Below are 24,903 nucleotides of genomic sequence, written 5' to 3'. Positions count from 1 at the left end.
AAATTAACTTAATCCTTATATTGCACTCAAAATCACAAGTTCGTATCGATCATGAAAAATTTACTGCTGCTACTCGGCTTGCTTTTTTCGTTCACCCAAATACAAGCAACCCCAGACAATCTGAACTCCGATGCAAGTATCGACTCCATTTTTACTCAAAATGAAATTCGCGATTTAGAAGTCCTTGTCGGCTTTTTTGAAAAACAAATCAGCACGAAGGGCACCACCGAGGATTTGCCATCAACCTACCAAGCATTTTTTGAAAAGATGGCCCAAACGAAAAAAATAGGCGCAATTAAACTTCCTCTTGATTTTGAAGAACAGCAAAAAATCTATCAGCAAATTGACCCGAAAACTTTTGATGAAATCTGGCTCGTCAGCAAAGCCATCACCCATGAAGGAGACACAATAAATACGATACAACTGAACCGGGAGGGCAAATACAAGAGGCTGCTTGAAGCTCTGAGTACGCAAAACCCAACCCTGCTAAAATACGACTATGACCTGGAAACTGCCGGTGACTTATCTCCTGCCATGGTCGCTCATGTTATCAAAAAATATCCAAAATACGACATCAGTCAACCAACGGTTCGACTGGTACTGGCTATACACTACCTCACTTTGAATGATCGCCTCAAGCGCAACAACGGACCATTAATGCGTATATCCAGTAACTAAACATCACAACAACAGAGATCAAAGAATAAAAATTGCCCTTTAAAAAATGAAAAGAGCAAACCCGTAACGGATTGCTCTTCTTCTAACTTATAAATCTATACTACTAAACTTAGCGGTAGTTTGCGGTAAAAAAGAAACCTGCGGGGAAGTTGGTGTAATCTTTAAAATCATAAACCATCTCGGGAGATTCACCACTAAAGTTGAATACACTAATATCATTGATTAAATAGTCCATCCCATAACCTTTCATCGTATTAAAATACACCTCTCCGGTTGTCGGATGCACACCCAAATTGTTGTAAACAATTCCGGCATGCTCAATATGCTCGCTTACATCAGTCACCACCGATGTTGCTCCAGTCTCCAGGATATGCTGGCAAATTTTGGTTCCTGAGCCAAAATACACGGTATCACCTTTGGCTCCAATAGCCGGGCTTGCTCCCCATCCTGCACTGACACTAAAATCCGCAATTTCATTTTGCTTGATAATGCTATAGTCTGCCGGATCAACCTTTAAAATATACGAAGGACTTCCACTGCATGACACCATCAGTTTATCATCAGCCGACAACAATAGCCCTGAGATTGTTCCAGGCAATTCAACTTCCGATTTCACTTCACCGTTTTGCAACACAAGAATTTTCTTCCCTGCTGGAACAAACACCTTCTCATTCTCAACGGCCATCCGGTTTTTCATTGCTCCTGCGGTACCTTCAATAAAACTTAATGCTTTGCTATCAAGATTGAGCAAATAGACTCCGGCATTATCGCGGATGTAAGCACTATTGCCAATAACGGCGACGTGCGATGCCCAACTCAACTCGGCCAAATCTTCATTCGAAAAAGCTGCCTCTTTTTCCAGAGTTTCCGCATTGGCAACCACCAGCATACCATCTCCTCCCATGCGATCACCGTTTTGAGCGATGATGTACATTTTGTTATCAGCAATAAAAAGATCTTGGGTTGTATTCCCCAACTCGGATCCATTCACTTTTTGGTAAACACTATCGATCGCCACGCCTTTAGGGCTGATAAAGATGAGCGTTCCATTCTCCGAAGTCATGTTTCCTTCGTTCAACACAAAGGTTCCGTCCCGGAACATGCCAAACACATCAACCGCAAAAGTAGTCGTATGCTCTCCTCCAGCATTAACCGCTTTCAGGCTAATCTCGTAGTTCCCCATTTCCTCGGCAGTGAAAAGCAGAGTATCTCCGGCCTGCACTTCTTCGTTATTAACCTTCCAGACAATTTCTGTTTCAGCCGAACTGGTGACGGTAGCCACCAAGGCCAGTGTATCCTTCTGGGCGACCTCTTCCAAGCCACTGATACTTTTAATAGATACTTGTGGTGCTTCGGGCAAAACCGGATCATCCGAACAAGAAAATAGCCCCAATGCAATCCCTGCGATTGCTAGTAATTTTAAGTTTTTCATTTTTGTTATTTATAATTTATTTGATTGTCTATTTTTCAGAATCAATCACTTCACCCAGCAGATGAAGATCTTCTGCTCCCGCAATTTCCGTTGAACACTCGCCCAGCCAACCGTTTTCCTGGTTAACGCCACAATGCACCCGTACAAAGTCCACTCCGGGCAAATGCACCGGATTTCCTTCTGCATCCACTGCCCAGGCAATATCAATGGCCGAATTGTCATGTGCATTGGGATAGTTATCGGCATAACCAAAACCAAAACCATAGAGCACGAAGTAATCTCCCTTGTCGCTCTTTTCGTTAATACCATTCTCGGGCAATCGAGTACCTTTCAGGGTATAAGAATCCCCTTCGATCCAAGCTGGGAAATAAGATTGACTATGAAATACATTTTTCACTTTGTAGCCGGAATTTCCCTGATTGTCCTCCCAACGGATATACTCCTCGGTTGCCTGGTCTGGCTCTTCCGTGGGGCGGAAATAAGTAATCTCGTAGCCCGGAATAATCTCTAGATCATTACCGGCAACTTTACCCAAGCAATACCAAGCTTCGGAGCTCACCGAATGATGGGCACTTCCCGCAATTTCATACCACTCCTCGGGGTCAACTTCCCCATTCTGGTTTTTGTCATAAGCGACCATAATCACTCCGGGTTCGCAGCTTCCACCAAAGGGAGCATCCGGCTGTGGGTTAGCTGCGGCACCAAATGCGTTGCCTTTCACCCGAAAATCACGTCTTCCGGGAAGGTTAGCCACCGTATGGTCAAAACGAAAAGTCACGTAGCCACCAAAACCACCGAGGGTAATCATCGAAGCATCTTCGCCAGCCAACAAATCGCTGGTTTTTGCAATCATGCTTGCTTGGGTATCCCCTTCTTCGTAGCTTGGAAGCTTGTTTACAAACTGTCCAACTCCTGGCAAATAATCGAGCACTTCTGCTAAATAAGGGCTAAATGCTTCGGCTTCCTGCTCTACGAGCACATCAACCGCAAAATCTTCCTTTTTTTCAGTTTGGGTCACTTCCAGGTTTAATGCGTAGGTTCCAGGCTGAATCGTTATAAACTCAAGCTCCAATTCTTCGCTAATCAAAGAGTCCACGGCCCCTTCTGGAGTTTGCGTTAAAGACCATTTGTAAGCGGCCGCTTCGTAGCCAGTTACTTCGGGTTTAATGGTTAGCACCGTTGAACGAGTCGTCGTATAATTGTCGTTCAACTTAATTTCTTCGGGAGGAAGCAATTCTTTCTTGTCATCCTCATTACAGGCCACTAAATTGATAGCAGCCAAGCCAACAAAAAGCCAGCTCACAGGTCGATTGATTCTTCGTATCATATAAAATTTGTTGATGGTTAGTCTTTTTTTAGCAACGCAAAATGAGCCGGAATATCGCCGGTACGCACACTCCACTTCTTTTTTCCACTTCGGTCGAAACAGTACAGCATGCCGGGCGTGACATAGTTGCCAGCATCAGCAAGGAAAATATCTCCGGAAACGGGATGAACCATTAATCCATAGGGAATTTCAATCTCCTCATCCGTTCCATCTGTAATGAAATTGCGGGTAACGACTTCGCGTGTTTTCGTATTAACAATGGCGTAGGTAATTTCATTGGAATACGTGATGTAGCTCCAAGAAACGCTGCACACATAAAGCGAGTCTCCTGACAGGTAACAGCTACTCACGGGAATATCAAGGGTGTCAGTTACCGCTTGCTTTTCCGAATCGATAAAAAATAACCGGGAAGGCAGCTCTTTATAATCGCCACGGGAGCTCACCCACAAGTCTCCTCGCTGATCCGCGCGCACCCGATGCAGGTTCGCAGTCACATCAATGCGCTTTTCTTCGGTAAAACTTTCCAGGTCAATCACCGAAACAGTACGTTCATAATTATCACTGCTTCCGGCTCCCATGTAGCCACCCGAGTTTGCGACATAAATTTTACCGTCCACAATTGCCAGTTCATCCGGCTGAAATCCGACCAAGCACTCATCAACAACCTGCAGGGTGGCTGTATCGACTTTCGCCACAAAACCACGCTGCGTATAATCGGGGTTAATTTCAACCGGCCCGGCGTAAGAAGTAACGTAAGCGTATTTCCCTTCAAACTGAATATAGCGGCAATTGGGGATCTCTATCTGCCCAATTCGAGTGGCAGTTTGAGCATCCATCACCTCAATTTTATTCGAAACATTGATGACTGCATAAAGCTTTGAGCCATAAATCTGAAGATCGTTGCCCACATCTCCCAACTCCTTAGGGACATCTGGATTGACCTCAGCATAAATATTTCGGCTATACGTTCCCGAATCAAAATCGTAAAAATCAAGGGTCGACTTGTTGCTCCCCATATTTCCTTCATTCAGAAGGTAAAAACCACGATACGCTGTTGTTTCCTCCGGTTTTTCCAGGTCAATTTCATCCGAAGAAAACAGTTCAACCTCTTCGCGACACGACGACAGTGCGCCGAGCAACAGCAAACAATGCAGCCCTAATAACAATCGGCTCATAATTCAAGGGTTAATGTTAATTTGTAATTTCGTTTGGGCATTGGATAATTCAACACCACCTCGTAGTCCTGACTCAACAGGTTGTTGACTTCAAGCGCCACTTTTAAGCTCCAGTCGTTTAGCGCAACCGTCTTCAAAAGCGATACATCATTCGTGTACCAAGGCTTTTCGTAATTTTCGCGGATATTGGCTGAATTGTGGTAGCGTTCGCCCACGTAAACGAAGCTGTAGTTCAGCTGCCAGGATTGATACCTGGCCGAAGCAATAAAAGAACCGCTGTGCCAGGGGATGTAAGGAATCTGCCCGCCCCAGGTCGTTTTCTCCAAATCCGGATTCTTTCGAGGAGTAAAATCCTGCGCTTTCTGGTAAGTATAAGTTCCTTTGAGGTTTAGCCAAACCTCAAAAGGTAAGTCGAAAGTTGCTGCAGCAACCGCATCAAGTCCGCGGATCTCAACCCTTCCCAAGTTCATCATCATCCAGCGGTACATGCCACTTCCCTTAGGAACAGCTACTATTTTGTTGGTCACCTCATTGTAATAACCATCGGCCTGCAATTCCCAATGAACCAAGGAGCGATTCGCCATCGTTTTAGCATACTTAAAACCAACATTGTACTGATGCGTAAACTCAGGCTTCAGTTTGATATTTCCAATGTCGGTGTAGTACAAATCATTAAACGTAGGCATCCGGAAAATGTGCTTATAGAAGGCCCGGAAAGTCAAGTCGTGATTCTCAAAAGGAGCATATGAAAAGAATATAGCGGGTGTTATTTCCTCTCTGCTGGGTGCCGAGCTTGCCGCTTGCCCCTCACTGTTTGCTACTGATGTTATGTTTTCATTGATAAAGGTACCCAGCACACTTGCCTGCGACTTAAACGCCCCCAAATCAAGTGCCGTAGCCAAAGCAACCAAAGCTGATCTTCGGGTTGGATAGACCAATCCCTCCAGGTCCGACTTTAGCCAGTTCCATTGCAGGTCGGTTGACAAAGAAACATCCCAATAAGTCGTGAGTTGATATTTTTGAGCCAGGGAAGCATAGGCCTCTTGCTGCCGAAAGGAATTGTCGATATACATCAAGGTCGTATCCGGATTCAGGTACCGCATGCGATCGTTGGCATACTTCATCTTGAGCATTAGATCGTAACGATCGGTGATTACTTTTCGCCAGCCTCCCTGCACAAAAAAGTTGGTATCCCATTGGCGCTGCGCATTCATCCAACGATTGTTTACAATGGCACCGGGAATCCCCCGTTCCGAATCATAATAGTAAGTTTTCACCTCCCAGTGCCCATCTTCGGTTCGGCCATACAGGCCACTTTCTACCCGAAAAGCATGAATGTCTCCATTCTTCCGAGTGGCAGTTGTATCGTAGGCTACTTCGTCGCTTCCGGGCAAAACCCGCTTGTAACGAAACTTGTATTTCCCCGATGAATAAATATACTCTGCATTGATGGAAGCATTTACCTTTTCTGACAACTTGCGTTCGTACAGAAAAGATGGATTCGCCAAGTCGAATGATCCTGTTCGAAAAGTAGCTTTCAAATGCTCCTTTTCCTGCCCCGAAAAATGTGGACGCCGAAATTTGAGGTAAATTGATCCGGAAGAGCCATAATCCCGGGCAGGCTGAAAAATATCGCTTTTTTGACCGTTATACAGCGAGATGCTTTCAATATTATCCAAGGAAAACTTTCCCAAATCGATTTGTCCATTCTGGGCATTTCCCAACTGAATTCCATCGTAAAAGACGCCCATGTGGTTCGTCCCCATGCTTCGCACGTTGACCGTTTTCAGGCCACCAACGCCACCGTAATCTTTGATTTGAACGCCTGCAAAGTACCGGATAGCATCGGCAACCGAAAAGCTATTTAGCGCTTTTAATTGCTTGCCATCAAGCTGTTGAGCTGGAATAATTGACTTGAAGGTTGGCTGAGGTGCGGCGATGAGCACCTCCTGGATATGCTGAATGCTATCCAGCTTGCTTTGAGCTGCCAAAATAGAAGGCAGAAAGAGACAAAGCAGTAATAAATAAAAGAATTTTCTGTTCATTTGATGCTAATCCTTAACTATTACTACTTTCAGGAAAAGACATACAAAAACAGAAAAGCAGTTCCGCAGAAGAACCTTTCCATCTCTAAACTTTAATCCCCGAAAGTTTAAAAACTATGTAATGTATTGGCAGGTCTTCTGACTTACTCATCTTATGCACCTTCCCGTTATTCACAGTGGTTTGTTTCGCATAAGACCTTCGCGAGCTTACAGCAGCGGGTCTGTTCAGGATTCTCACCTGATTCCCTCTTAGCTATGCAAATGCATAGCACCAACAATGCGACAAAAGTATATATTATTTTAATAAAAGTAACCGTCCGACAAGGAATTAGGCCTCCTTTTTCTCAAACGACAATTTATTATCTCCCTAGTGCACTCAAATACAGCGATCCGAAGACAACATACAATCGAAAGCAAACCAACAAATCTTAACTTCAAGCCCGGAACTTTTAAAACCCGGCAACATGTGTTATTTTGGGAACATTCAGTTACAAGGCAGTCAACCTGATGGGAGGCTGGGGCGACCATAACTTTTGGCATTGTGGCGCACGATTATTTTACTCGTTCCTGGCAAGTCTGTTAGTCTTACGTTACAACTGGATCATCAAAAACAAACTAGGATTCATCGGTTTAAGCGTCTTCTTATCACTCACATTCCTCATGCCTTTCTTTCCGCAGAACTAACTCACTGAACTGCTTGCGATTGTCTTTATTTTCCAACAACTAATCTCTTGGCGCTGGATCAAACTTGTCGCCAAAAATGGAGAAGGCATGCATCTTTTCAGGAAAGTATATCTTACCCGCTATACATGACCCAATATGTAGCTATCTGGATTTTTGGAAACTATTTCTCACAGACCAATCCAGACAAAACAGAGCTAACTTTGGTTATTACCATAGGCACTATTCTGCTGGTTGACCTTAGCTACCTGATCAAGATTGCCTTTGATACCCCAGTACGGAATTACCTGAATGCCAAAAGAAGGAAGCATCTGAACTCCTAGTTTTGAGCAATACTACGATAGCATAAAAAAAGGGAGAACTATTAATAGTTCTCCCTTTCTCTTTAATTATTGCAATACTACAATTCCCGAATCCAAATATTGCGAAAACTCACCGGGTTGCCATGATCCTGTAAAATAATCGGACCATCGCCATGTGGCTTCACTGCATATTCCGGAATGCCGATGTATTCAGTTGGACCACGAGCAATGACATTGTTCTGAACCAACACCCCATTGTGAATTAAAGTAATCCGCGGATGTGTAAAATAGGTTCCATCAGCGTTAAAGCGTGGGGCCGTATAAATAATATCATACGTTTGCCACTCGCCCGGTCCTTTGCAGGCATTCACTAAAGGCGCATGCTGTTTGTAAACACTCCCGGCCTGGCCATTCCGATAGGTGCGATTGTTGTAATTATCCAACACCTGCACTTCGTAAATGCCCTGTAAAAAGACGCCACTGTTGCCACGTCCCTGGCTTTCGCTCACCACTTCGGCTGGCGACCGCCACTCCAGGTGTAACTGAAAATCTTTAAACTGACGCTTGGTCTTAATGATACCAGTGCCGCCCTTCACTGTTGCAACACCATTCTCAAAATCCCATCCCGGCTCTTCGCCATTCCCATTGGTCCATTCATAGCCAAAAGCCTGCTCAACGCCTAACAGCACAATGGCATCCGAGGGTGCATCCATCGGCTTTTCTCCAGGTGTCACAACGGGCACTTCCGGATCCCAAATTTCAGTCATTTCAGGCACCATTGCTGGTCGTTCTTCCTGGGCAAACACGCTCATGCTCATCAATACGAGTAGTACGAGTACTAATTCTCTCATGGTTTATTCAAGTTTAGGTTAAAAAAATTACAGGTTTAGTTGTTGCATAATCGCGTCTATTTTTTCTTCAGCCAACAGCTCGACCGTATCAAACTCTTCGCGACTATTAAGCTGCCCGGCCACTTCAAAATAGAATTTAATTTTGGGCTCAGTGCCCGACGGACGCACCGAAATCTTGGTTCCGTCTTCCGTGAAAAACTGCAGTACGTTGGACGTAATCTTCTGATCGATTTTCTTGCTTTCACCACTAAGCAAGTTTCGCTCTGTCAAGTCTGCATAGTCTTTCACGATTTTCATCAAACCACCACCCAATGATTTGGGAGGATTGGTCCGAAAATCAACCATCATCTGCTGAATTTCTTCGGCTCCGGTTTTTCCCGGACGAACGATGTATTTCATTTTTTCCTTGGAATAGCCATATTCCAGGTAAATATCTTTAAGCAATTCGAACAAGGTTTTGCCTTGATCTTTAGCCCAGGCTGTAATTTCAGCCATCAGTGCACACGAAGAAACCGCGTCTTTATCACGCACAAAATCGGCAGGCATAAAACCAAAGCTTTCCTCGCCTCCACCAATGTATTTCTTCACACCTTCGTTTTCACGAATCACTTCGGCAATGTATTTAAAGCCGGTATACACATCAAAAAATTCGATGCCATTTTTCTGGGCAATTTCAGCAATCTTCTCTGTTGAAACGATGGTTTTAACAATAAATTCATTGCCTTCCAGCGCCTTGTTTTCCTTCATCCGGGTGATGAGGTAATAGATAAACAATAAAGCCGTTTGGTTACCATTGATGATGAAAAATTCGCCTTTATCATTTTTCACAGCCACACCAATCCGGTCAGCATCCGGATCCGAAGCCATCACCACATCGGCATCCACCTCATAGCCTTTTTTCATGGCCATTTCCATAGCAGCTGGCTCTTCCGGGTTTGGCGAAACCACCGTTGGGAAATCGCCACTCACCACATCCTGCTCAGGTACATTGATGATGTTTTCGAAACCAAAAGCCCGCAAAGCCTGAGGAATCAGCTTCACCCCAGTTCCATGAATCGGGGTGTAAACAATTTTCAGATCCTTGTATTTTTGAATGATTTCGGGGGCCAGCGAAACGGTTTTCACTTTCTCGATGAATTTATTATCCATCGCCTCACCCAAAATCTCAATCAACTCTTTGTTGCCTTCAAATTGAATATCTTCCACCTTTACCTGCTGCACCTCATGAATAACATTCACATCATGCGGGCCAACAATTTGAGAACCATCTTCCCAGTAGGCTTTATAACCATTGTATTCTTTCGGATTATGCGAAGCGGTCAGGATAATACCGCTTTGACAGCCCAATTCCCGGATGGCAAACGAAAGCTCCGGCGTTGGACGCAAATCTTCAAACAAATACACCTTAATTCCGTTGGCAGCAAAAATACCGGCACTTTTTTCGGCAAACAACCGGCTGTTGTTCCGGCAATCGTAACCAATAGCCACCTTTATCTGCTCCAATCCGGCAAATTCTTTTTTCAGGTAATTGCTCAATCCTTGTGTAGCAGCACCTACGGTATAAATATTCATTCGGTTCGAGCCGGCTCCCATAATCCCCCTTAATCCACCGGTTCCAAACTCCAGATCCCGGTAAAAGGAGTCAATCAATTCGGTTTTGTCTTCCTGCTCAAGCATGCGTTTTACTTCATCCCTTGTTGCTTGGTCATACACCTCGCTTAACCAGGTTTTTGCTTTACTAACAACTGCGTCCAGAACTTCGTTATTTGTTGCCATCTCTTTCTATTTTTTTAGTTCGGTAATACATTTTTTGAGGCTGTCGCGCCAATATGGAATCTGAACCCCAAAAATACGCTTAATTTTGGATTTATTCAGCACACTGTAGGGCGGACGGGCTGCCGGCGTTGGGTATTCTTCCGTTGCAATTGGATGAACATGGCAGGAAATTCCCGCCAATTCGTGTATGGCCTTGGCAAAATCGTACCAACTACACACGCCTTCATTGGAATAGTGGTAGATTCCCGGCTTCCAGTCACAACGTTTATTTTCAGTTTTTGAAATAATTGTTAAAATCACCTCTGCCAAATCATCGGCATAAGTTGGTGTTCCTACCTGGTCGCATACCACCCGAAGTTCATCGCGCTCCTCGCCCAGCTTCACCATGGTTTTCAAAAAGTTTTTACCGTGAATGGAATACAACCACGAAGTCCGGATTACCAACGATGATGGGGCCTCCTTCAGCAATGCAATTTCCCCATTCAGTTTGCTTTTGCCATAAACCGACTCAGGGTTCACCAAATCGTTTTCGGTGTAGGGTGTATAGGAAGTTCCGTCAAACACATAGTCGGTTGAAACGTGAATCACTCTTGCCTGATGCTTCTGCCCCACTTTTCCGAGGTAAGCCGGAACTTTAGTATTAATCAACCGTGCTAAATCAGCTTCTTTCTCCGCAATATCAACAGCCGTATAAGCAGCACAATTGATGATATAAGCAGGCTTTTCCGTTTCAACAAACAGCGCCACAGCGGCCTGGTTGGTTAAATCCAACTCCTGGATGTCTGTAAACAAAAACTCAAATTCATTGTAATTGGCTGCCAGTGCTTTAATTGCTGCCCCTAACTGACCATCGGCTCCTGTAACTAGAATTTTTTTCATAGCTTAGAAATTGTATTCGGCATCCCGAAACAAGGGATTCGCCTGATCTTTTTCTGAAATTAATGCCTCTTGCTTGTCAATCCGCCAATCAATTTGCAATTCCGGGTCGTTGTATGAAATCCCCCGTTCCGACTGTGGATGATAATACCCATCACACTTATACGCAAAGACGGCTGTCTCGCTCAACACCGAAAAGCCATGCGCAAATCCGCGAGGCACATAAAATTGTTTCTTGTTTTCGCCGCTTAACTCCACGCCATACCATTGTCCAAAAGTGGGCGAATCCTTGCGCAAATCAACCGCCACATCAAATACATTACCTTCAATAACCCGAACCAGTTTGGCCTGTGCATACGGGGCCAGCTGGTAATGCAAACCACGAATAACCCCTCGCGAGGATTTCGATTCGTTATCCTGCACAAAAGGCCGGTCTATGCCTGCCTTTACGAGTTCTTTCGCGTTAAATGTTTCTAAAAAATAACCCCGTTCATCCTGAAATACGCGGGGTGTTAAGACCAATAGCCCGGCTATTGGTGTTTCTGTAATTTCCATGAATTCAAATTCTGTTTAAAACGATGCAATTTTCTTATGAGCCAAATTGTATAAATATTGACCGTATTGGTTTTTCATCAAAGGTTCGGCCAGCTTCAGCAACTGTTCTTTGTCGATATATCCCTTTTTGAATGCAATTTCTTCAAGACATGACACTTTTAAGCCTTGGCGCTGCTCAATGGTGGCGATGAAGTTGGAAGCCTGCAACAAACTATCGTGCGTACCAGTGTCCAGCCAGGCAAATCCCCGTCCAAGCAGCTGCACCTTCAGCCGTTGCTCTTCCAGGTAAAGCCGGTTAAGGTCAGTAATCTCATACTCCCCGCGGGCGGATGGTTTCAACGACTTGGCCTTTTCAACCACATCGTTGGAATAAAAGTACAAGCCGGTTACGGCATAGTTTGATTTAGGCTCTTTGGGTTTCTCCTCCACTGAAAGCACCTGTCCCTGCTCATCAAAATCAACCACGCCATAGCGCTCCGGATCGTTCACGTAATACCCAAACACCAAAGCGCCATCTTCCAGCTCACCAGCCTCAGTCAATATCTGGCTGAAATTGTATCCATAGAAGATGTTATCGCCTAAAATCAGACACACCTGGTCATCACCAATAAATTCTTCGCCAATCACAAAGGCCTGGGCCAATCCATCGGGTGAAGGCTGAACAGCATAACTTAGCTGAATACCAAACTGCGAACCATCGCCCAGCAAATCTTCATACAAAGGAATATCTTGGGGCGTTGAAATAATCAAAATTTCGCGAATACCTGCCAACATCAAAACCGACAACGGGTAATAAATCATCGGTTTATCGTAAACCGGAATAATTTGTTTTGAAATCGATTTCGTAATTGGATATAAACGTGTACCGGAACCTCCGGCCAAAATAATGCCTTTCATACTAGCTTGTCTTTAATAATTCGTCAAAATAAGCAATTGTTTTCTGCAAACCCTCTTCCAACTCCACTTTAGGCTGCCAGCCACCCAGTTTCTCCTTGGCCAGTGCAATGTCGGGCTGACGCTGAATCGGATCATCCTCCGGCAAGGGCAGATGAGTAATTCTGGAGCGGCTACCTGTCAGTGAAATAATTTTCTCAGCCAATTCCAACATGGTAAATTCATTGGGATTTCCAATATTAACCGGCCCTATAAAATCCGGGGGCGTCTGCATCAGTCTTTTCAAACCATCAACCAAATCATCTACATATTGGAAACTACGACTTTGTGTACCATCACCAAAAATGGTAATATTTTCATTGCGTAGTGCCTGAACAATGAAGTTAGAAACCACGCGTCCGTCGTCGGGCTCCATTTTAGGACCGTAGGTATTAAATATGCGAGCTATTTTTATGGCTACCTGGTTTTGTACATGATAATTTACAAATAAGGATTCCGCGCAACGCTTACCTTCATCATAGCACGAGCGGACACCAATCGGATTTACATTCCCCCAATACGATTCCGGCTGCGGATGCAGTTCCGGGTCACCATACACCTCGCTGGTCGAGGCCTGCAAAATCCTAGCATTAACACGCTTGGCCAGCCCGAGCATATTAATCGAGCCCATTACCGAAGTTTTAATGGTTTTAATGGCATTTTGCTGATAATGCACAGGCGAAGCCGGACAAGCCAGGTTGTAAATTTCGTCTACTTCAATGTAAAAAGGCATAATCACATCGTGTCGTACCAGTTCGAAGTAAGGATTCTCCAACAGGTGAACCACTTTTTGTTTCGCCCCGGTGAAAAAATTATCCAGACAAATTACCTCATTTCCTTCGGCCAACAGCTGCTCGCAAAGGTGCGAACCAATAAAACCAGCCCCCCCGGTCACCAAAATTCGTTTTTTCCGTCCGTCCATTTTTATTTATTTTTCAACGATCCTTTAAGCCGCTTAACCAGCACGCAATCAAGCACTGTGTAGCACGCCATTCGGTAAAGCACACCAAAATAAGGAATTTAATCGATCCTAACCATAAAAAACCGGATGCAAAACTAAGCAGATCATCGAATTGTTAACGAATAAAACACCGGATAATTTGAAAAAACAGCAAGATCACAAAAAACTGCCCCCAAACATCCAAAAAAGAACTGAAAACCTTTGATTTAAAGCATATAAATCCTAATTTTGCGGCGCATTTTAACAAATATAAAGTCTAACTTATTAATTAATTGATTATTAGAATGACAGAAGAAAAAAAAGAGAACCTTGAGCAAAAGGAAGAACTCGAACAACCTCAGGTTGTAGAAAACGCTCAGCAAGCTGAAGCTCCAGCCGTTGCTGAAACTGAAGAATTTGACTGGGATGCACTGGAAGCCGACGATGAAGGTTTTGCAGGTGCGAAAAAACAAGAATTAGTTGATCTTTACGACAACACTTTGAACACTGTTCAGGAAAAAGAAGTACTGGAAGGTACCGTTATTTCAATGAACAAACGCGAAGTAGTTGTTGACATCGGCTACAAATCTGACGGTATTGTAAGCTTAAACGAATTCCGCTACAACCCTGAGTTGAAAGTTGGTGATTCAGTTGAAGTTTACGTTGAAAGTCTGGAAGACAAAAAAGGACAAATGATCCTGTCGCACAAAAAAGCACGTGCAGTCCGTTCTTGGGACCGTGTTAACGCTGCGCTGGATAACGACGAAATTATTAAAGGATACATCAAATGCCGCACGAAAGGTGGTATGATCGTTGACGTATTCGGAATTGAAGCTTTCTTGCCAGGTTCTCAAATTGATGTGAAACCAATCCGCGACTACGACATGTACGTGGGTAAAAACATGGAATTCAAAGTGGTTAAAATCAACCAGGAATTCCGTAACGTGGTGGTATCACACAAAGCATTGATTGAGGCTGAACTGGAACAACAGAAAAAAGAAATCATCTCTAAACTGGAGAAAGGCCAAGTATTGGAAGGAACTGTTAAAAACGTTACTTCTTACGGTGTATTCATCGACTTGGGTGGTGTTGACGGATTGATCCACATTACTGACCTGAGCTGGGGACGTATTTCTCATCCGAACGAAATCGTAGAATTGGATCAAAAACTGAACGTTGTAATCCTTGACTTCGATGATGACAAAAAACGAATTGCACTTGGCTTGAAACAATTGACTCCTCACCCATGGGATAACTTGGATGCTGAGTTGAAAGTTGGCGACAGCGTGAAAGGAAAAGTTGTGGTTATGGCTGACTACGGTGCGTTTGTTGAAATCGCTCCTGGAGTTGAAGGTCTGATCCACGTATCAGAAATGAGCTGGTCACAGCACTTGCGCAGCGCTCAGGACTTCCTGAAAGTTGGCGACGAAGTAGAAGCTCAAATCCTGACATTGGACCGCGACGAGCGCAAGATGTCACTGGGTATCAAACAACTGAAAAAAGATCCATGGCAAGAAGTGGATACTAAATTTGGTATCGGAACAAAACACAACGCTACAGTTCGCAACTTCACCAACTTTGGTGTATTTGTTGAGATCGAAGAAGGTGTTGACGGTTTGATCCACATTTCAGACTTGAGCTGGACGAAGAAAATCAAACACCCATCTGAGTTTACTGCAATTGGTGCAGATATCGAAGTTGTTGTATTGGACATCGACAAAGACAACCGTCGCTTGAGCCTTGGCCACAAACAACTGGAAGAGAACCCATGGGATGTGTTTGAAACAATTTTCTCTGTTGATTCAATCCACGAAGGTACCGTTGTTGAGTTGTTCGACAAAGGAGCTACAATCGCTCTTCCATACGGTGTTGAAGGATTCGCAACTCCTCGCCACCTGGTAAAAGAAGACGGTTCAAAAGCCAGCCTGGAAGAAAAACTGGATTTCAAAGTAATCGAATTCTCAAAAGCTGCCAAGCGTATCATTCTTTCTCACTCACGTGTATTCGAAGATGAGAAAAAAGGCGAAGACACAGCTAAGAAGAAAGCACAAAGCAAGCAAACTGCCAAAGCAATGAAAGCAGTTAAAGATAGCCAGGAAAAAACAACTCTTGGTGACATCAGCGAGCTGGCTGCCTTGAAATCTCAGATGGAAGCTGAAGAGAACAAAGAAAAATAGGCCGAACGCTATCGATCGTTTCAACATAAATTCATAATTTCGTTCCATGGAATTTGAAATTACTAAGAAAGAAGATCACGTTGTTATCAGGGTCCTTTCAACAAAGCTTGATACCAATAATGCGCCCGAGCTGAAATCCGAGTTGGTTGTCTTAGGCAATGATGAAGTAAAAAACATCATACTGGATGTGAGTAACTGTAGTTACGTTGATTCATCTGGCTTAAGTGCAATTCTGGTTGCCAACCGACTTTGCGAAGATTCAATCGGAACCTTTATACTAAGTGGCCTTCAACCCGATGTTGAACACCTGATACGCATTTCGATGCTTCATACCGTTTTACTGATTACCAAAAACGTGGACGAAGCAGAGAAGTTACTGGTAGAAAAAGGTAAATTATAAACAGGTTTTCCTGTATGCAAATGCCTTTTCAACTGACAATTCTGGGAAGTAGTTCAGCAATGCCTACTTCCTTAAGATACCCAACCGCTCAAGTGCTCAATGTACTTGGGCGGTTCTTTTTAATCGACTGTGGCGAAGGAACCCAACACCAAATCCGCAAAAACAAAATCAGTTTTGGCCGGATCGACCACATTTTCATTTCGCATCTTCATGGCGACCATTTCTTTGGGCTGATTGGCTACATTTCAACCCAGGTTTTGCTGGGCAGAACCAAAGACCTGCATATTTATGCCCATTCCGAGCTTCAACGCTACACCCAATTTCAACAAGACTTTTTAGGGATGGGAGAACTGGGCTTTCGTTTGGTATTTCACCCGCTTAACTTTAAAAAGCCCCAGGTAATTCTGGATGATGTCAAGCTGACTGTCACCTCCTTTCCGCTGAAACATCGGATTCCTTGCTGCGGCTTTTTATTTCAGGAGAAAGAAAAAGAGCCCAACATCAGAAAAGAGCAGCTCAAATTCTACCAAATTCCAATTCGGGAAATTAAGAACATCAAGGACGGAGCTGATTTCACCACAGAGGACGGAGAAATTATTCCCAACAAAAAACTGGTTATTCCGGCTCCGAAACCACGTTCATATGCGTTTTGCTCCGACACAGCCTACACCGAAAAAATTCTTCCGGTCATTCAGCATGTCGACCTGCTCTACCATGAAGCCACCTTTGCCGAATCGGAGAAAGAAATGGCCAAAACTACCTTTCATTCTACCGGAAAAGAAGCGGCGCTAATTGCTCAAAAAGCCCAGGCAGGGCAATTGCTCATAGGCCATTTTTCGGCCCGCTACAAAGAGCCTACTTCCATTCTGAAAGAAGCTCAAAGCATTTTCCCCAACACTAAAGCCGTAAACGAAGGTGACGTTTATTCGGTGATCCGCAACCAATAGTTCTGCCTTAAAACCTGTTCTGCAAATCAACACAGATATTTATTCCCAAAACTTTGGGTTTTTGCTATATTTGACCCGGAAAATAAAGCAAAAAAATGAAAAAGAATTTACTACTTCTACTGACACTTGCGATCCTGACTCCTCAGCTGATTTTCGCTCAGGAAACCCCTCAGGAAAAGGAAGAACGAATGCAATGGTTTAAAGATGCCAAACTGGGTATTTTCATCCATTGGGGTATCTACTCCGTCAAAGGAATTGACGAAAGCTGGTCTTTCTTCAACAACTACATCTCGTATGACGATTACATGAGTCAGTTGGATGGCTTTACAGCCAGCAACTACCAACCCGAAGCGTGGGCCAGCCTGATCAAGGAAAGTGGAGCCAAGTACGCAGTGATAACAACCAAACATCATGATGGCGTGGCACTCTGGGACACCAAATGCAATGACTTAAGTGTTCCTAAAAAAACACCGGCCAAGCGTGATGTTCTTCAGCCATTGGTTAAAGCCTTCCAGAAAAATGATTTAAAAGTTGGTCTTTACTATTCGTTGCTGGACTGGTCACATCCTGACTACCCCAACAAAACACGGGTTGAAAAACGCTACACCAACGATCCCGAAAAATGGAACCGCTTTGTGGATTTCAATTTCTGCCAACTGGAAGAGCTTTCAAAACAGTTTAAACCCGACTTGTATTGGTTTGATGGCGACTGGGAACAATCAGCCGAGGCATGGAAAGCCAAAGAATTAAGTGAAAGCTTGCGCAAATGGAACAAAGGCGTGATTCTGAATTCACGGATTCAGGGGTATGGCGACTATGCCACTCCCGAACAAGGACTTCCTGTTACCAAGCCCAGCAGTCCCTGGTGGGAACTGTGCATGACCATGAACAATTCATGGGGTTATCAGCATAACGACCACGCGTATAAAACGCCGAACCAAATTATTCGCATTCTGGTTGACTGCATCAGCATGGGCGGCAACCTGCTTCTGGACATTGGCCCCAAAGCCGATGGAAGCATTCCGGAAGAGCAAGTAAACATCCTAAAAGAGCTGGGACGATGGACCAGCAAACACCAGGAAGCCATTTACGGAACACGTGCAGGAATTCCTCACGAACACTTCTATGGCCCTACGGCCTTGAATAAAGCAGGCGACATTTTGTACTTGTTTGTTCCTCACAAACCAAATGGTCCGTTAATGATTAAAGGACTGAAAAATAAAATTAACCGGATTTGGGTAGTTGGCAATGGCACAAAACTGAACTGGGAAATTGTAGGCAAACAATACTGGAGCGCAGTTCCCGGCATTGCTTACATCGATGTTCCTGAAAAGGTGCTGGACGAGCAGGTGACCGTTATTGCTGTTTTGCTTGACGGAAAAGTTGACTTGTACCGCGAAGAAGGCCAGGTGATTGAAAGCAACTAGTTCGCGGAAAAGATACACGAAATAAAAAAGGAGCCCAATGGGCTCCTTTTTTATTCTCCAAAAAATTCTTTATTGAAATTCACTAGGAACAACTCCTTTACCGGACGGGTAAAAGCGGTGTACAACCAGCGTAAATATTCAAGATCAATGCGCTCTTCCAACAGATAGCCCTGATCTACAAAAACAGCATCCCACTGCCCGCCTTGCGCTTTATGGCAGGTAACCGCGTAAGCAAACTTCACCTGCAAGGCATTGAAGTATTCATTCTCCTTGATTTTCTCCCATCGCTTTTTCTTACTCCGAATATCGGCATAATCCTCGGCCACTGATTCAAACAAGCGCTGGCTTTCCTCATAGCCTAACGAGGCTGTTTCAATATTAAGGGTTTCCAACAGAATTTTGCAGTCAATTTCCAGGTCGTCATAATCCATAAACCGAAGACAAACGTTGGCAAAGCGGAAACCATACAATTGCTCATACCCGTAAATGGACTGGATTTCAACAATGTCGCCATTGGCAATAAAATCAAGGCGCTCATCATCGCCAGGCCAGAAGTAGTTGTTTTTAACCACCATCAACAAATCACCAACCGTAATGTCGGCTTCCTTATACAGAATGGTGGAGCGAATTCCTTCATTAAACTTATTGGCGCGTTTGTTCGACCGGGTAATGACCATGGTTTGTTGTTCGCCATATTTGTCGTAACAATCCGAAATTTTCTCAATAAGGTCTCCGCCACTAATCCGCTGAATATCCTCAAAATCTTCGATTTCAATGGGGAAATAAGCCGGATGAAAATACGAATCACTGATTAACGAGCGGATATTGGTGGCATTGTGCAAAATACCGGAGTCAAATTCCTGCCTCACCACATCAACCAATTCATGATGAAACACCTGTCCGCCGTACATTTCCAACTCCGACACATCCAGTGCCGGACTGATATCCATCCCTACCGGTGGCAACTGAGCCGTGTCGCCCACCAAAATAAGCTTGCAGTTATGCCCACTGTATACATACTCATACAGGTCATCCAACAAGCGCCCGGTTCCGAAAACCGAACTATCGAGCGATGAATTGGAAATCATCGAAGCTTCATCGACAATAAAAAAACAATTTTTGTGAAAATTTTTATCCAGCGAAAAATGCCCAAATCCATCCGTTGTAGCCTGCTGCCGATAGATCTTTTTATGGATGGTGTAAGCACTTTGCCCGGCATAAGAAGTAAGCACTTTCGCTGCCCGGCCAGTGGGTGCCAGCAAGACCGTTTGGAATTTAAAAACTTTAAGTGTTTTAACCAATGCACTTAGCATACTTGTCTTCCCCGTACCGGCATATCCTTTCAGTAAAAAAAGCACATCCGAATCCGGGTGCGTAATGAATTCAGCAAACTTCTCCGAGAGCACTTTTTGCCCTTCCGTGGGTTCAAAGCCCAGCTTCTGACAAATATGTTCTATAAGGTGTTTTTTTAACATTCCTGCGAAATTAAAACTATTCCACGGATAGTAATTTAATTTTTTTTATAAATTTGCATGCAAACATAAACTAATCTTAAAAGGATACAGATGAAGACAGTAATTCAGATCGTATTAATAGTGGCTGCAATCATCCTTGCATACTTTATTTACCAAAGTATTGAGAGGCCTATTGAGTTTGAAAAGGCCAAAGACGCCAGATATGAAGTTACAGTTGAACGACTAAAAGATATTCGGAAAGCACAACTGGCATTTAAAGATGTAAATGGACATTTTACAGGTGATTGGGACTCATTGATCAACTTTGTAAAGCATGATTCACTACCATTGGTACGTAAAATTGGAATGCTTAACGACAGTATGCTTGAAGCAGGCCTGACAGAAGAAACAGCCATCAAAAAAGGCTTAATCATCCGTGATACGCTTAAAGTTAGTGTAATGGACACTTTGTTTGGCGCTTCGTATCCAATTGATCGAATTAAAATGGTGCCCGTAAAAGACACCGTTGCTGAATTTCATCTTGGAGCAACCGTCATTACAACAGGTTCAGGAATTAAAGTTCCTGTATTTGAAGCGAAGGCGCACAACAACACCATCCTGAAAAACCTGGATCGTCAAATGGTAATTAACCTGAACGACCAGCGCAGAACCAACGGCAAATACCCCGGACTAAAAGTTGGGTCATTAACTGAAACCAATAGTAATGCAGGTAACTGGGAGTAAAAAATGGTATGCAACATTTATTGCTTGTTGACGAAACCTTTGATTTAAATTTCACACAAGAATATCATTTATCCATCCAGATTAGTCTGGATGGATTTTCTTTTTGTATCCGGGATGGATTGCAAAACAAATACATCTATCTTTTTCACAAGGAATTTTCAGGCAATCCGAAGTTAATGCACCGTAAGCTGCAGGACATCTATGCGGAATTTGATATTCTGCAGGCCGATTTCAAAAGCATCCGGATTCATTATTCATCACCCGGCAAGATGACCTTGCTGCCGGAAGCTTATTTCGATGAGCAGGAAGGGCGCACAGCTTATGCCTTAAACATGGATTTAGGCAATGATGAAGCGCTTCATTACCTTCCGGTGAAAGCCTACCAGATGGTTTTGCAGTTCGCCATTCCGAAGAAAGTTAAGCATTTCCTGAGCGATAAACATCCGGGGATTCTGATTCAGAATGAACTGATTGCACAACTGGATAAAAATGCCGATCAAGCCAGTGCTCAGCCGCGCATCGACGTTCAGGTTTATCGCAACCAGCTAACGATGACTTTGGTTGACCAGTCCATCCGGTTCTGCAATTCATTCATGTACCGCAACGACACGGATTTGCTGTACTATATTCTGAACCTGGTTCAAACCGAAAAAATGGATGCCCCGCGGATACAGCTAAACGGACGGGTAAACAAACGGTCTCCGATTTACCACCAGCTTCGCCAGTATTTTAAAGACGTGAGCATTGCCCAGCGAAGCACAGAAGTGTATTACAGCTACCTGTTTGATCAACTTCCGGATGCCCGCTTTGTGAATCTTTTAAACAATTACGCATGAGAATAGTAGGAGGAATACACCGCGGACGTCAATTCAGTCCCGGGAAAAGTTTTAAGGCCCGCCCAACCACCGATATGGCCAAGGAAAGCCTGTTCAATATTTTAACCAATCAAATTGATTTTGAAGAGGTGAAGGTGCTTGACTTATTTGCCGGAACCGGAAGTATTTCATTTGAATTTTTATCGCGGGGATGCACCGACATTACAGCTATTGAGCTCAACTTTCAGCATCACCAATTTATCCGCAGCGTGATTCAAAAGCTGGATGCAGCCCAAGAAATTCGCGCCATCAAAGGCAATGTTTTCAAATTCTGTGAGCAGTGCGTTGATCAGTTTGACGTCATTTTTGCCGATCCGCCCTACGACCATCCGCAGTTTAATGAGATTCCTTCGCTGGTTCTTCAGAATAAACTCCTCAAGGAAGATGGTTTATTCATCCTGGAACATGGCAAGCAGTCCAATTTTTCCGATCAGGAACAGTTTGTAGAAACCCGCCACTACGGCAGCGTTTACTTCAGTTTCTTCAGGCCGAAGCCAGTGGTTTAAAACCGCTGGAATAGCCTAAGGGTTGAACATATCGGGATTAAAATAGCCCAAAATACTGTTGGCTAAATCAATATGTGTTTGCGCATCGGGGTGTTTCGGATCCAAAGCCAGGGCCTCGTTAAAAGCGTTGATGGCCTTGCCCCACTGCTGCTGTTTGTAATAAATCAGTCCCGATAAATAGTGAAGCTCGGCAGAATTGGCTTGCTGCCCGATTAGCCGGGTTAATTGCTGCTGCGCCTGATCAAGCTGATGGGCCTCGATTAATTCCTTTACTTGCTTTATTTCCTCTGTCATCTTTCCGTTCTTTTAGGGATGGGTTAAACCAATGCTGCAAATTTACAGAAAGTATTTCATTGCCAAAGCCGGTTGACGATAAGGAGGAGCAACTCCGCTCCTACCCGAAAGGAAACCGTGGCCTGTAAAATGAAAGTCGGAGAACTTGTTTGCAAAACCATTCAGCCCATATGTTGTTCTAGAGTTTCAGATATCAACCAGAGAAAACATGGAAATGACGGAGCAAACAGTATCCGATTGGATCAAAAAACGACAATCAACATTTGTAAATGGTTTAAAAGAAGGCAGTACAATCCCCGATTCGGTGATTGAAAAACTTTTGGAGAATGCCAGCTGGGCCCCATCGCATGGCTTGGTACAGGCCTGGAATTTTAAAGTATTTGCCGGTGAAGGCGTCAAACGCTTTTTCAAGGCGCAACAGGAAATTTACAAGCAGATTACACCACCCGACAAGTTTTTCGATTTCAAGTACGAGGCCTACAGTGAAAAGTGGAAGCGCGTGTCGCACATTGTTGTGGTTATTGCCCGGCGCGATCCGTATAAACGTTTCCCCGAGCAGGAAGACCTGGTGTCGGTGGCCTGTGCCATTGAAAATATCTACCTCAGTTTGGCGGCCTTCGGAATAGGTGGTTACCTGAGTACCGGCGACATTTGCTACTCCAACGAAATGCGCGACTTTTTAAAGCTGGAAGACGACGACACCCTCATGGGCTTTTTTGTGCTGGGTGAGCCGGATGAGTCGTTTCAACGTCCGCCACGCACCCGCATTGCTGCGGCAGATAAAACCGAGTGGATCAGGAAGTAGGCTCGGAGGAAAGCAATCGGAGAATATCCTGCTCCATTTTTTCGGGCTTGGTCATTGGAGCATAACGCTTGACGGGAGTTCCATTCCGGTCAAGCAAAAACTTCGTGAAATTCCATTTAATCCGGCCGCCCAACACGCCCGGCAACTGACGCTTTAAATAACGAAACACCGGATGTGCCTGGGCGCCATTGACGGCAACTTTGTCGAATACCTGAAACGAAACCCCATAGTTGACCAAACACCCCCGGGCAATTTCATCGGCGGTTCCGGGCTCCTGCTTGCCAAACTGGTTGCAGGGAAAAGCCAGAATGGTTAAGCCTTGGGATTGATACTTCTCATGAAGTGTCTGCAACCCTTCGTACTGTGGCGTAAAACCACATTGGCTGGCCGTATTCACCACCAACACCACCTGCCCTTGGTAAGCCGAAAAATCGATCTCTTCGCCTTGCAGCGACCGCGCTTTAAAATCATAAAAATGAGCTGTCATCTATTCCTGGTATTTGCTGTTTCATCCTTTTATCGTCGTTTTTCCAGACAGCTAAGTCGGCAAATTGTTCTCCAGGCCTTCCCTTTCCATCCCCGACTGGATGACTTTAAGCATAAACCGAATGAGTTTGAACAATGACTGCTTCAAGTGAAACAATGCCTGCTTCCCGCGATGCAATGACTGCTCAAAATCAAACAGAAAGTGATTCGAGTCGTGCAAAAGCATCTTTGGTTCGTGCAGAAAGAAGTTCTTTTGGTGCAATACATGCTTCAAGTTGTACAATAAGTACTTGAAGGGCTGCAACAACAAGTTCAATTGAAACAGCAAGCACTTGCTGCCAAACAAGCTGAAACCTGAAAGTGAAAACGGCCCAAGCACCGCCAGCAACAGCCGGTTTCGTATTGTTCCATTTTGTTAGCTATTGGGTTTTATGATTGAATATCCCCGGTCGATTGAAATCATATTTTACTGGCAGTGAACGTTTAACAATTCATGTTTTACAAAACATTCCTTGTTTTTTTAATTACATTTCATTAACTAGCAATAAATCAACACCATAAAACTATGAACAGAAGTCAAATCAACCGAAAAGAGATGTACGATGCCGTCCTCTCCTATTTCGACAATTCTCCTGAGAAATGGTCGGCCATCCCCAAAGTAGGCGAGTTTAAGAACACATTATCAGAGCTTGTCAACCAAATTAATGAAGCACAGTTGGCTCAACAAGAAGCCCAGGTGTTTTTGAGCAAGAACAAAACGCAGTTAAAAAGCATGATTGCTCAAAAAGGCGATATTCTGAATGACTGCATAGAGGCCTTTGCCTTAGTTACCGATAATGATGAACTTGCCCATAAAATGGGTGCCACCTATTCGGACCTCAACCGGGCGCGCAACGTCGATTTTATTCCTGCCATACAAGTCATTATCTCGGAAGCTGAAGCAAACAAACTGGTTTTGGAAGCAGAATACGGAGTAACTGCCGAACAGGTGGAAGATTTGAAATCAAACCTCGATGATTTTTTAGCAATCAATGGGAAACCACGGGCATACCGCATTGCATCGGTTCAGGCCACCAAAGATCTGGAACAACTTTTTGCAGACGCAGAAGCACTATTGGACAACAAGCTGGATAAAGTGATGAGTATTTTTAAACGTCGCGACCAGAACTTCTACAATGGTTACCAAGCTGCCCGGGTGGTGGTCGACAACTAGCATC

The 24,903-nt window shown here is 44.1% G+C and carries 24 protein-coding genes and 1 riboswitch; of the genes, 11 read left to right on the top strand and 13 right to left on the bottom strand.

Features of this window, described 5'->3' with window-relative positions; genetic code table 11:
- The first annotated feature begins 51 nt into the window (after positions 1-51).
- A complete protein-coding gene (locus Q1A18_RS12120; protein WP_299580306.1) occupies positions 52-678 on the top strand; it encodes a hypothetical protein in 627 nt (208 codons plus the stop codon).
- A 109-nt stretch (positions 679-787) separates the two neighbouring features.
- Here the strand turns inward: Q1A18_RS12120 and Q1A18_RS12115 are convergent, their stop codons facing one another.
- Genes Q1A18_RS12115 through Q1A18_RS12100 form a run of 4 tightly spaced genes read right to left on the bottom strand, consistent with a single transcriptional unit; the run spans position 788 to position 6,657 of the window.
- Complete coding sequence (locus Q1A18_RS12115; RefSeq protein ID WP_299580303.1) at positions 788-2,110, bottom strand: DUF5074 domain-containing protein; 1,323 nt, start codon at positions 2,108-2,110, stop codon at positions 788-790.
- A gap of 28 nt (positions 2,111-2,138) precedes the next feature.
- Positions 2,139-3,437 (bottom strand): PKD-like domain-containing protein, encoded by a 1,299-nt coding sequence (locus Q1A18_RS12110; protein ID WP_299580300.1) that lies wholly within the window; start codon positions 3,435-3,437, stop codon positions 2,139-2,141.
- A gap of 17 nt (positions 3,438-3,454) precedes the next feature.
- Complete coding sequence (locus tag Q1A18_RS12105; protein WP_299580297.1) at positions 3,455-4,612, bottom strand: DUF5074 domain-containing protein; 1,158 nt, start codon at positions 4,610-4,612, stop codon at positions 3,455-3,457.
- Positions 4,609-6,657 carry a TonB-dependent receptor gene (locus tag Q1A18_RS12100; RefSeq protein ID WP_299580294.1) on the bottom strand — a complete coding sequence of 683 codons (2,049 nt, stop codon included), beginning with the start codon at positions 6,655-6,657 and terminating at the stop codon, positions 4,609-4,611. The genes Q1A18_RS12105 and Q1A18_RS12100 overlap by 4 nt, the downstream gene beginning before the upstream one ends.
- A gap of 110 nt (positions 6,658-6,767) precedes the next feature.
- Positions 6,768-6,948, bottom strand: a riboswitch (cobalamin riboswitch).
- Between the two features lie 518 nt (positions 6,949-7,466).
- Here Q1A18_RS12100 and Q1A18_RS12095 point away from each other — a divergent pair.
- A complete protein-coding gene (locus Q1A18_RS12095; protein ID WP_299580291.1) occupies positions 7,467-7,661 on the top strand; it encodes a hypothetical protein in 195 nt (64 codons plus the stop codon).
- Positions 7,662-7,738: 77 nt separating this feature from the next.
- Here Q1A18_RS12095 and Q1A18_RS12090 read toward each other — a convergent pair whose 3' ends face one another.
- Genes Q1A18_RS12090 through Q1A18_RS12065 form a run of 6 tightly spaced genes read right to left on the bottom strand, consistent with a single transcriptional unit; the run spans position 7,739 to position 13,553 of the window.
- On the bottom strand, positions 7,739-8,491 hold the full coding sequence (locus Q1A18_RS12090) for a DUF1080 domain-containing protein (protein WP_299580288.1): 753 nt from the start codon (positions 8,489-8,491) through the stop codon (positions 7,739-7,741).
- 27 nt (positions 8,492-8,518) lie between these two features.
- Positions 8,519-10,267 carry a phospho-sugar mutase gene (locus tag Q1A18_RS12085; RefSeq protein ID WP_299580285.1) on the bottom strand — a complete coding sequence of 583 codons (1,749 nt, stop codon included), beginning with the start codon at positions 10,265-10,267 and terminating at the stop codon, positions 8,519-8,521.
- A gap of 6 nt (positions 10,268-10,273) precedes the next feature.
- A complete protein-coding gene (gene rfbD / locus Q1A18_RS12080; RefSeq protein WP_299580282.1) occupies positions 10,274-11,146 on the bottom strand; it encodes a dTDP-4-dehydrorhamnose reductase in 873 nt (290 codons plus the stop codon).
- A gap of 3 nt (positions 11,147-11,149) precedes the next feature.
- The gene (gene rfbC, locus Q1A18_RS12075; protein ID WP_299580278.1) at positions 11,150-11,698 is read right to left on the bottom strand and encodes a dTDP-4-dehydrorhamnose 3,5-epimerase; all 549 of its coding nucleotides are present in this window, start codon (positions 11,696-11,698) and stop codon (positions 11,150-11,152) included.
- A gap of 15 nt (positions 11,699-11,713) precedes the next feature.
- A complete protein-coding gene (gene rfbA / locus Q1A18_RS12070) occupies positions 11,714-12,595 on the bottom strand; it encodes a glucose-1-phosphate thymidylyltransferase RfbA (protein WP_299580275.1) in 882 nt (293 codons plus the stop codon).
- Between the two features lies 1 nt (position 12,596).
- Positions 12,597-13,553 carry a UDP-glucuronic acid decarboxylase family protein gene (locus tag Q1A18_RS12065; protein ID WP_299580273.1) on the bottom strand — a complete coding sequence of 319 codons (957 nt, stop codon included), beginning with the start codon at positions 13,551-13,553 and terminating at the stop codon, positions 12,597-12,599.
- Positions 13,554-13,876: 323 nt separating this feature from the next.
- Here Q1A18_RS12065 and rpsA point away from each other — a divergent pair, with 323 nt between their 5' ends.
- From rpsA to Q1A18_RS12045, 4 genes are all read left to right on the top strand, one after another.
- The gene (rpsA, locus tag Q1A18_RS12060; protein WP_299580271.1) at positions 13,877-15,748 is read left to right on the top strand and encodes a 30S ribosomal protein S1; all 1,872 of its coding nucleotides are present in this window, start codon (positions 13,877-13,879) and stop codon (positions 15,746-15,748) included.
- A 46-nt stretch (positions 15,749-15,794) separates the two neighbouring features.
- Complete coding sequence (locus Q1A18_RS12055; RefSeq protein ID WP_299580268.1) at positions 15,795-16,148, top strand: STAS domain-containing protein; 354 nt, start codon at positions 15,795-15,797, stop codon at positions 16,146-16,148.
- 14 nt (positions 16,149-16,162) lie between these two features.
- On the top strand, positions 16,163-17,095 hold the full coding sequence (locus Q1A18_RS12050) for a ribonuclease Z (RefSeq protein WP_299580265.1): 933 nt from the start codon (positions 16,163-16,165) through the stop codon (positions 17,093-17,095).
- 95 nt (positions 17,096-17,190) lie between these two features.
- The gene (locus Q1A18_RS12045; RefSeq protein ID WP_299580262.1) at positions 17,191-18,522 is read left to right on the top strand and encodes an alpha-L-fucosidase; all 1,332 of its coding nucleotides are present in this window, start codon (positions 17,191-17,193) and stop codon (positions 18,520-18,522) included.
- Positions 18,523-18,572: 50 nt separating this feature from the next.
- On the opposite strand, the gene Q1A18_RS12040 is transcribed toward Q1A18_RS12045, so the two are convergent.
- The gene (locus tag Q1A18_RS12040) at positions 18,573-19,997 is read right to left on the bottom strand and encodes an AAA family ATPase (protein WP_299580259.1); all 1,425 of its coding nucleotides are present in this window, start codon (positions 19,995-19,997) and stop codon (positions 18,573-18,575) included.
- Positions 19,998-20,087: 90 nt separating this feature from the next.
- Here Q1A18_RS12040 and Q1A18_RS12035 point away from each other — a divergent pair, with 90 nt between their 5' ends.
- The 3 genes from Q1A18_RS12035 to rsmD are packed head-to-tail and all read left to right on the top strand — an operon-like array spanning position 20,088 to position 22,101.
- Complete coding sequence (locus Q1A18_RS12035; RefSeq protein WP_299580256.1) at positions 20,088-20,720, top strand: hypothetical protein; 633 nt, start codon at positions 20,088-20,090, stop codon at positions 20,718-20,720.
- 8 nt (positions 20,721-20,728) lie between these two features.
- Positions 20,729-21,556 (top strand): DUF3822 family protein, encoded by an 828-nt coding sequence (locus tag Q1A18_RS12030; protein WP_299580253.1) that lies wholly within the window; start codon positions 20,729-20,731, stop codon positions 21,554-21,556.
- Positions 21,553-22,101, top strand: coding sequence for a 16S rRNA (guanine(966)-N(2))-methyltransferase RsmD (gene rsmD, locus Q1A18_RS12025; RefSeq protein ID WP_299580250.1), 549 nt, complete (start codon positions 21,553-21,555; stop codon positions 22,099-22,101). The genes Q1A18_RS12030 and rsmD overlap by 4 nt, the downstream gene beginning before the upstream one ends.
- 15 nt (positions 22,102-22,116) lie before the next feature.
- Here rsmD and Q1A18_RS12020 read toward each other — a convergent pair whose 3' ends face one another.
- Entirely contained in the window at positions 22,117-22,395 is a 279-nt protein-coding gene (locus Q1A18_RS12020; protein ID WP_299580247.1) for a tetratricopeptide repeat protein, read from the bottom strand.
- Between the two features lie 214 nt (positions 22,396-22,609).
- On the opposite strand from Q1A18_RS12020, the gene Q1A18_RS12015 reads away from it, so the two are divergent.
- Positions 22,610-23,200: a nitroreductase gene (locus Q1A18_RS12015; RefSeq protein ID WP_299580244.1), complete on the top strand. Its 591-nt coding sequence runs from the start codon at positions 22,610-22,612 to the stop codon at positions 23,198-23,200.
- On the opposite strand, the gene Q1A18_RS12010 is transcribed toward Q1A18_RS12015, so the two are convergent.
- A complete protein-coding gene (locus Q1A18_RS12010) occupies positions 23,190-23,687 on the bottom strand; it encodes a glutathione peroxidase (protein WP_299580241.1) in 498 nt (165 codons plus the stop codon). The two genes, Q1A18_RS12015 and Q1A18_RS12010, sit on opposite strands and share 11 nt — an antisense overlap.
- A gap of 564 nt (positions 23,688-24,251) precedes the next feature.
- Here Q1A18_RS12010 and Q1A18_RS12005 point away from each other — a divergent pair.
- Positions 24,252-24,899, top strand: a complete 648-nt coding sequence (locus Q1A18_RS12005; protein WP_299580238.1) for a hypothetical protein — start codon at positions 24,252-24,254, stop codon at positions 24,897-24,899.
- Positions 24,900-24,903 lie beyond the last annotated feature (4 nt).

It is taken from the genome of uncultured Sunxiuqinia sp. (genome assembly GCF_947495665.1).
Taxonomy (GTDB): Bacteria; Bacteroidota; Bacteroidia; order Bacteroidales; family Prolixibacteraceae; genus Sunxiuqinia; species Sunxiuqinia rutila.
The sequence above is the reverse complement of the archived record's forward strand: the minus strand, read 5'-3'. Positions and strand labels throughout refer to the sequence as shown.

What these genes read in the sequence shown, in the direction of transcription:
- Q1A18_RS12120 (WP_299580306.1), top strand. Translation starts at nt 52, where the DNA reads ATGAAAAATTTACTGCTGCTACTCGGCTTGCTTTTTTCGTTCACCCAA.
- Q1A18_RS12115 (WP_299580303.1), bottom strand. Translation starts at nt 2,110, where the DNA reads ATGAAAAACTTAAAATTACTAGCAATCGCAGGGATTGCATTGGGGCTA.
- Q1A18_RS12110 (WP_299580300.1), bottom strand. Translation starts at nt 3,437, where the DNA reads ATGATACGAAGAATCAATCGACCTGTGAGCTGGCTTTTTGTTGGCTTG.
- Q1A18_RS12105 (WP_299580297.1), bottom strand. Translation starts at nt 4,612, where the DNA reads ATGAGCCGATTGTTATTAGGGCTGCATTGTTTGCTGTTGCTCGGCGCA.
- Q1A18_RS12100 (WP_299580294.1), bottom strand. Translation starts at nt 6,657, where the DNA reads ATGAACAGAAAATTCTTTTATTTATTACTGCTTTGTCTCTTTCTGCCT.
- Q1A18_RS12095 (WP_299580291.1), top strand. Translation starts at nt 7,467, where the DNA reads ATGACCCAATATGTAGCTATCTGGATTTTTGGAAACTATTTCTCACAG.
- Q1A18_RS12090 (WP_299580288.1), bottom strand. Translation starts at nt 8,491, where the DNA reads ATGAGAGAATTAGTACTCGTACTACTCGTATTGATGAGCATGAGCGTG.
- Q1A18_RS12085 (WP_299580285.1), bottom strand. Translation starts at nt 10,267, where the DNA reads ATGGCAACAAATAACGAAGTTCTGGACGCAGTTGTTAGTAAAGCAAAA.
- rfbD (WP_299580282.1), bottom strand. Translation starts at nt 11,146, where the DNA reads ATGAAAAAAATTCTAGTTACAGGAGCCGATGGTCAGTTAGGGGCAGCA.
- rfbC (WP_299580278.1), bottom strand. Translation starts at nt 11,698, where the DNA reads ATGGAAATTACAGAAACACCAATAGCCGGGCTATTGGTCTTAACACCC.
- rfbA (WP_299580275.1), bottom strand. Translation starts at nt 12,595, where the DNA reads ATGAAAGGCATTATTTTGGCCGGAGGTTCCGGTACACGTTTATATCCA.
- Q1A18_RS12065 (WP_299580273.1), bottom strand. Translation starts at nt 13,553, where the DNA reads ATGGACGGACGGAAAAAACGAATTTTGGTGACCGGGGGGGCTGGTTTT.
- rpsA (WP_299580271.1), top strand. Translation starts at nt 13,877, where the DNA reads ATGACAGAAGAAAAAAAAGAGAACCTTGAGCAAAAGGAAGAACTCGAA.
- Q1A18_RS12055 (WP_299580268.1), top strand. Translation starts at nt 15,795, where the DNA reads ATGGAATTTGAAATTACTAAGAAAGAAGATCACGTTGTTATCAGGGTC.
- Q1A18_RS12050 (WP_299580265.1), top strand. Translation starts at nt 16,163, where the DNA reads ATGCAAATGCCTTTTCAACTGACAATTCTGGGAAGTAGTTCAGCAATG.
- Q1A18_RS12045 (WP_299580262.1), top strand. Translation starts at nt 17,191, where the DNA reads ATGAAAAAGAATTTACTACTTCTACTGACACTTGCGATCCTGACTCCT.
- Q1A18_RS12040 (WP_299580259.1), bottom strand. Translation starts at nt 19,997, where the DNA reads ATGTTAAAAAAACACCTTATAGAACATATTTGTCAGAAGCTGGGCTTT.
- Q1A18_RS12035 (WP_299580256.1), top strand. Translation starts at nt 20,088, where the DNA reads ATGAAGACAGTAATTCAGATCGTATTAATAGTGGCTGCAATCATCCTT.
- Q1A18_RS12030 (WP_299580253.1), top strand. Translation starts at nt 20,729, where the DNA reads ATGCAACATTTATTGCTTGTTGACGAAACCTTTGATTTAAATTTCACA.
- rsmD (WP_299580250.1), top strand. Translation starts at nt 21,553, where the DNA reads ATGAGAATAGTAGGAGGAATACACCGCGGACGTCAATTCAGTCCCGGG.
- Q1A18_RS12020 (WP_299580247.1), bottom strand. Translation starts at nt 22,395, where the DNA reads ATGACAGAGGAAATAAAGCAAGTAAAGGAATTAATCGAGGCCCATCAG.
- Q1A18_RS12015 (WP_299580244.1), top strand. Translation starts at nt 22,610, where the DNA reads ATGACGGAGCAAACAGTATCCGATTGGATCAAAAAACGACAATCAACA.
- Q1A18_RS12010 (WP_299580241.1), bottom strand. Translation starts at nt 23,687, where the DNA reads ATGACAGCTCATTTTTATGATTTTAAAGCGCGGTCGCTGCAAGGCGAA.
- Q1A18_RS12005 (WP_299580238.1), top strand. Translation starts at nt 24,252, where the DNA reads ATGAACAGAAGTCAAATCAACCGAAAAGAGATGTACGATGCCGTCCTC.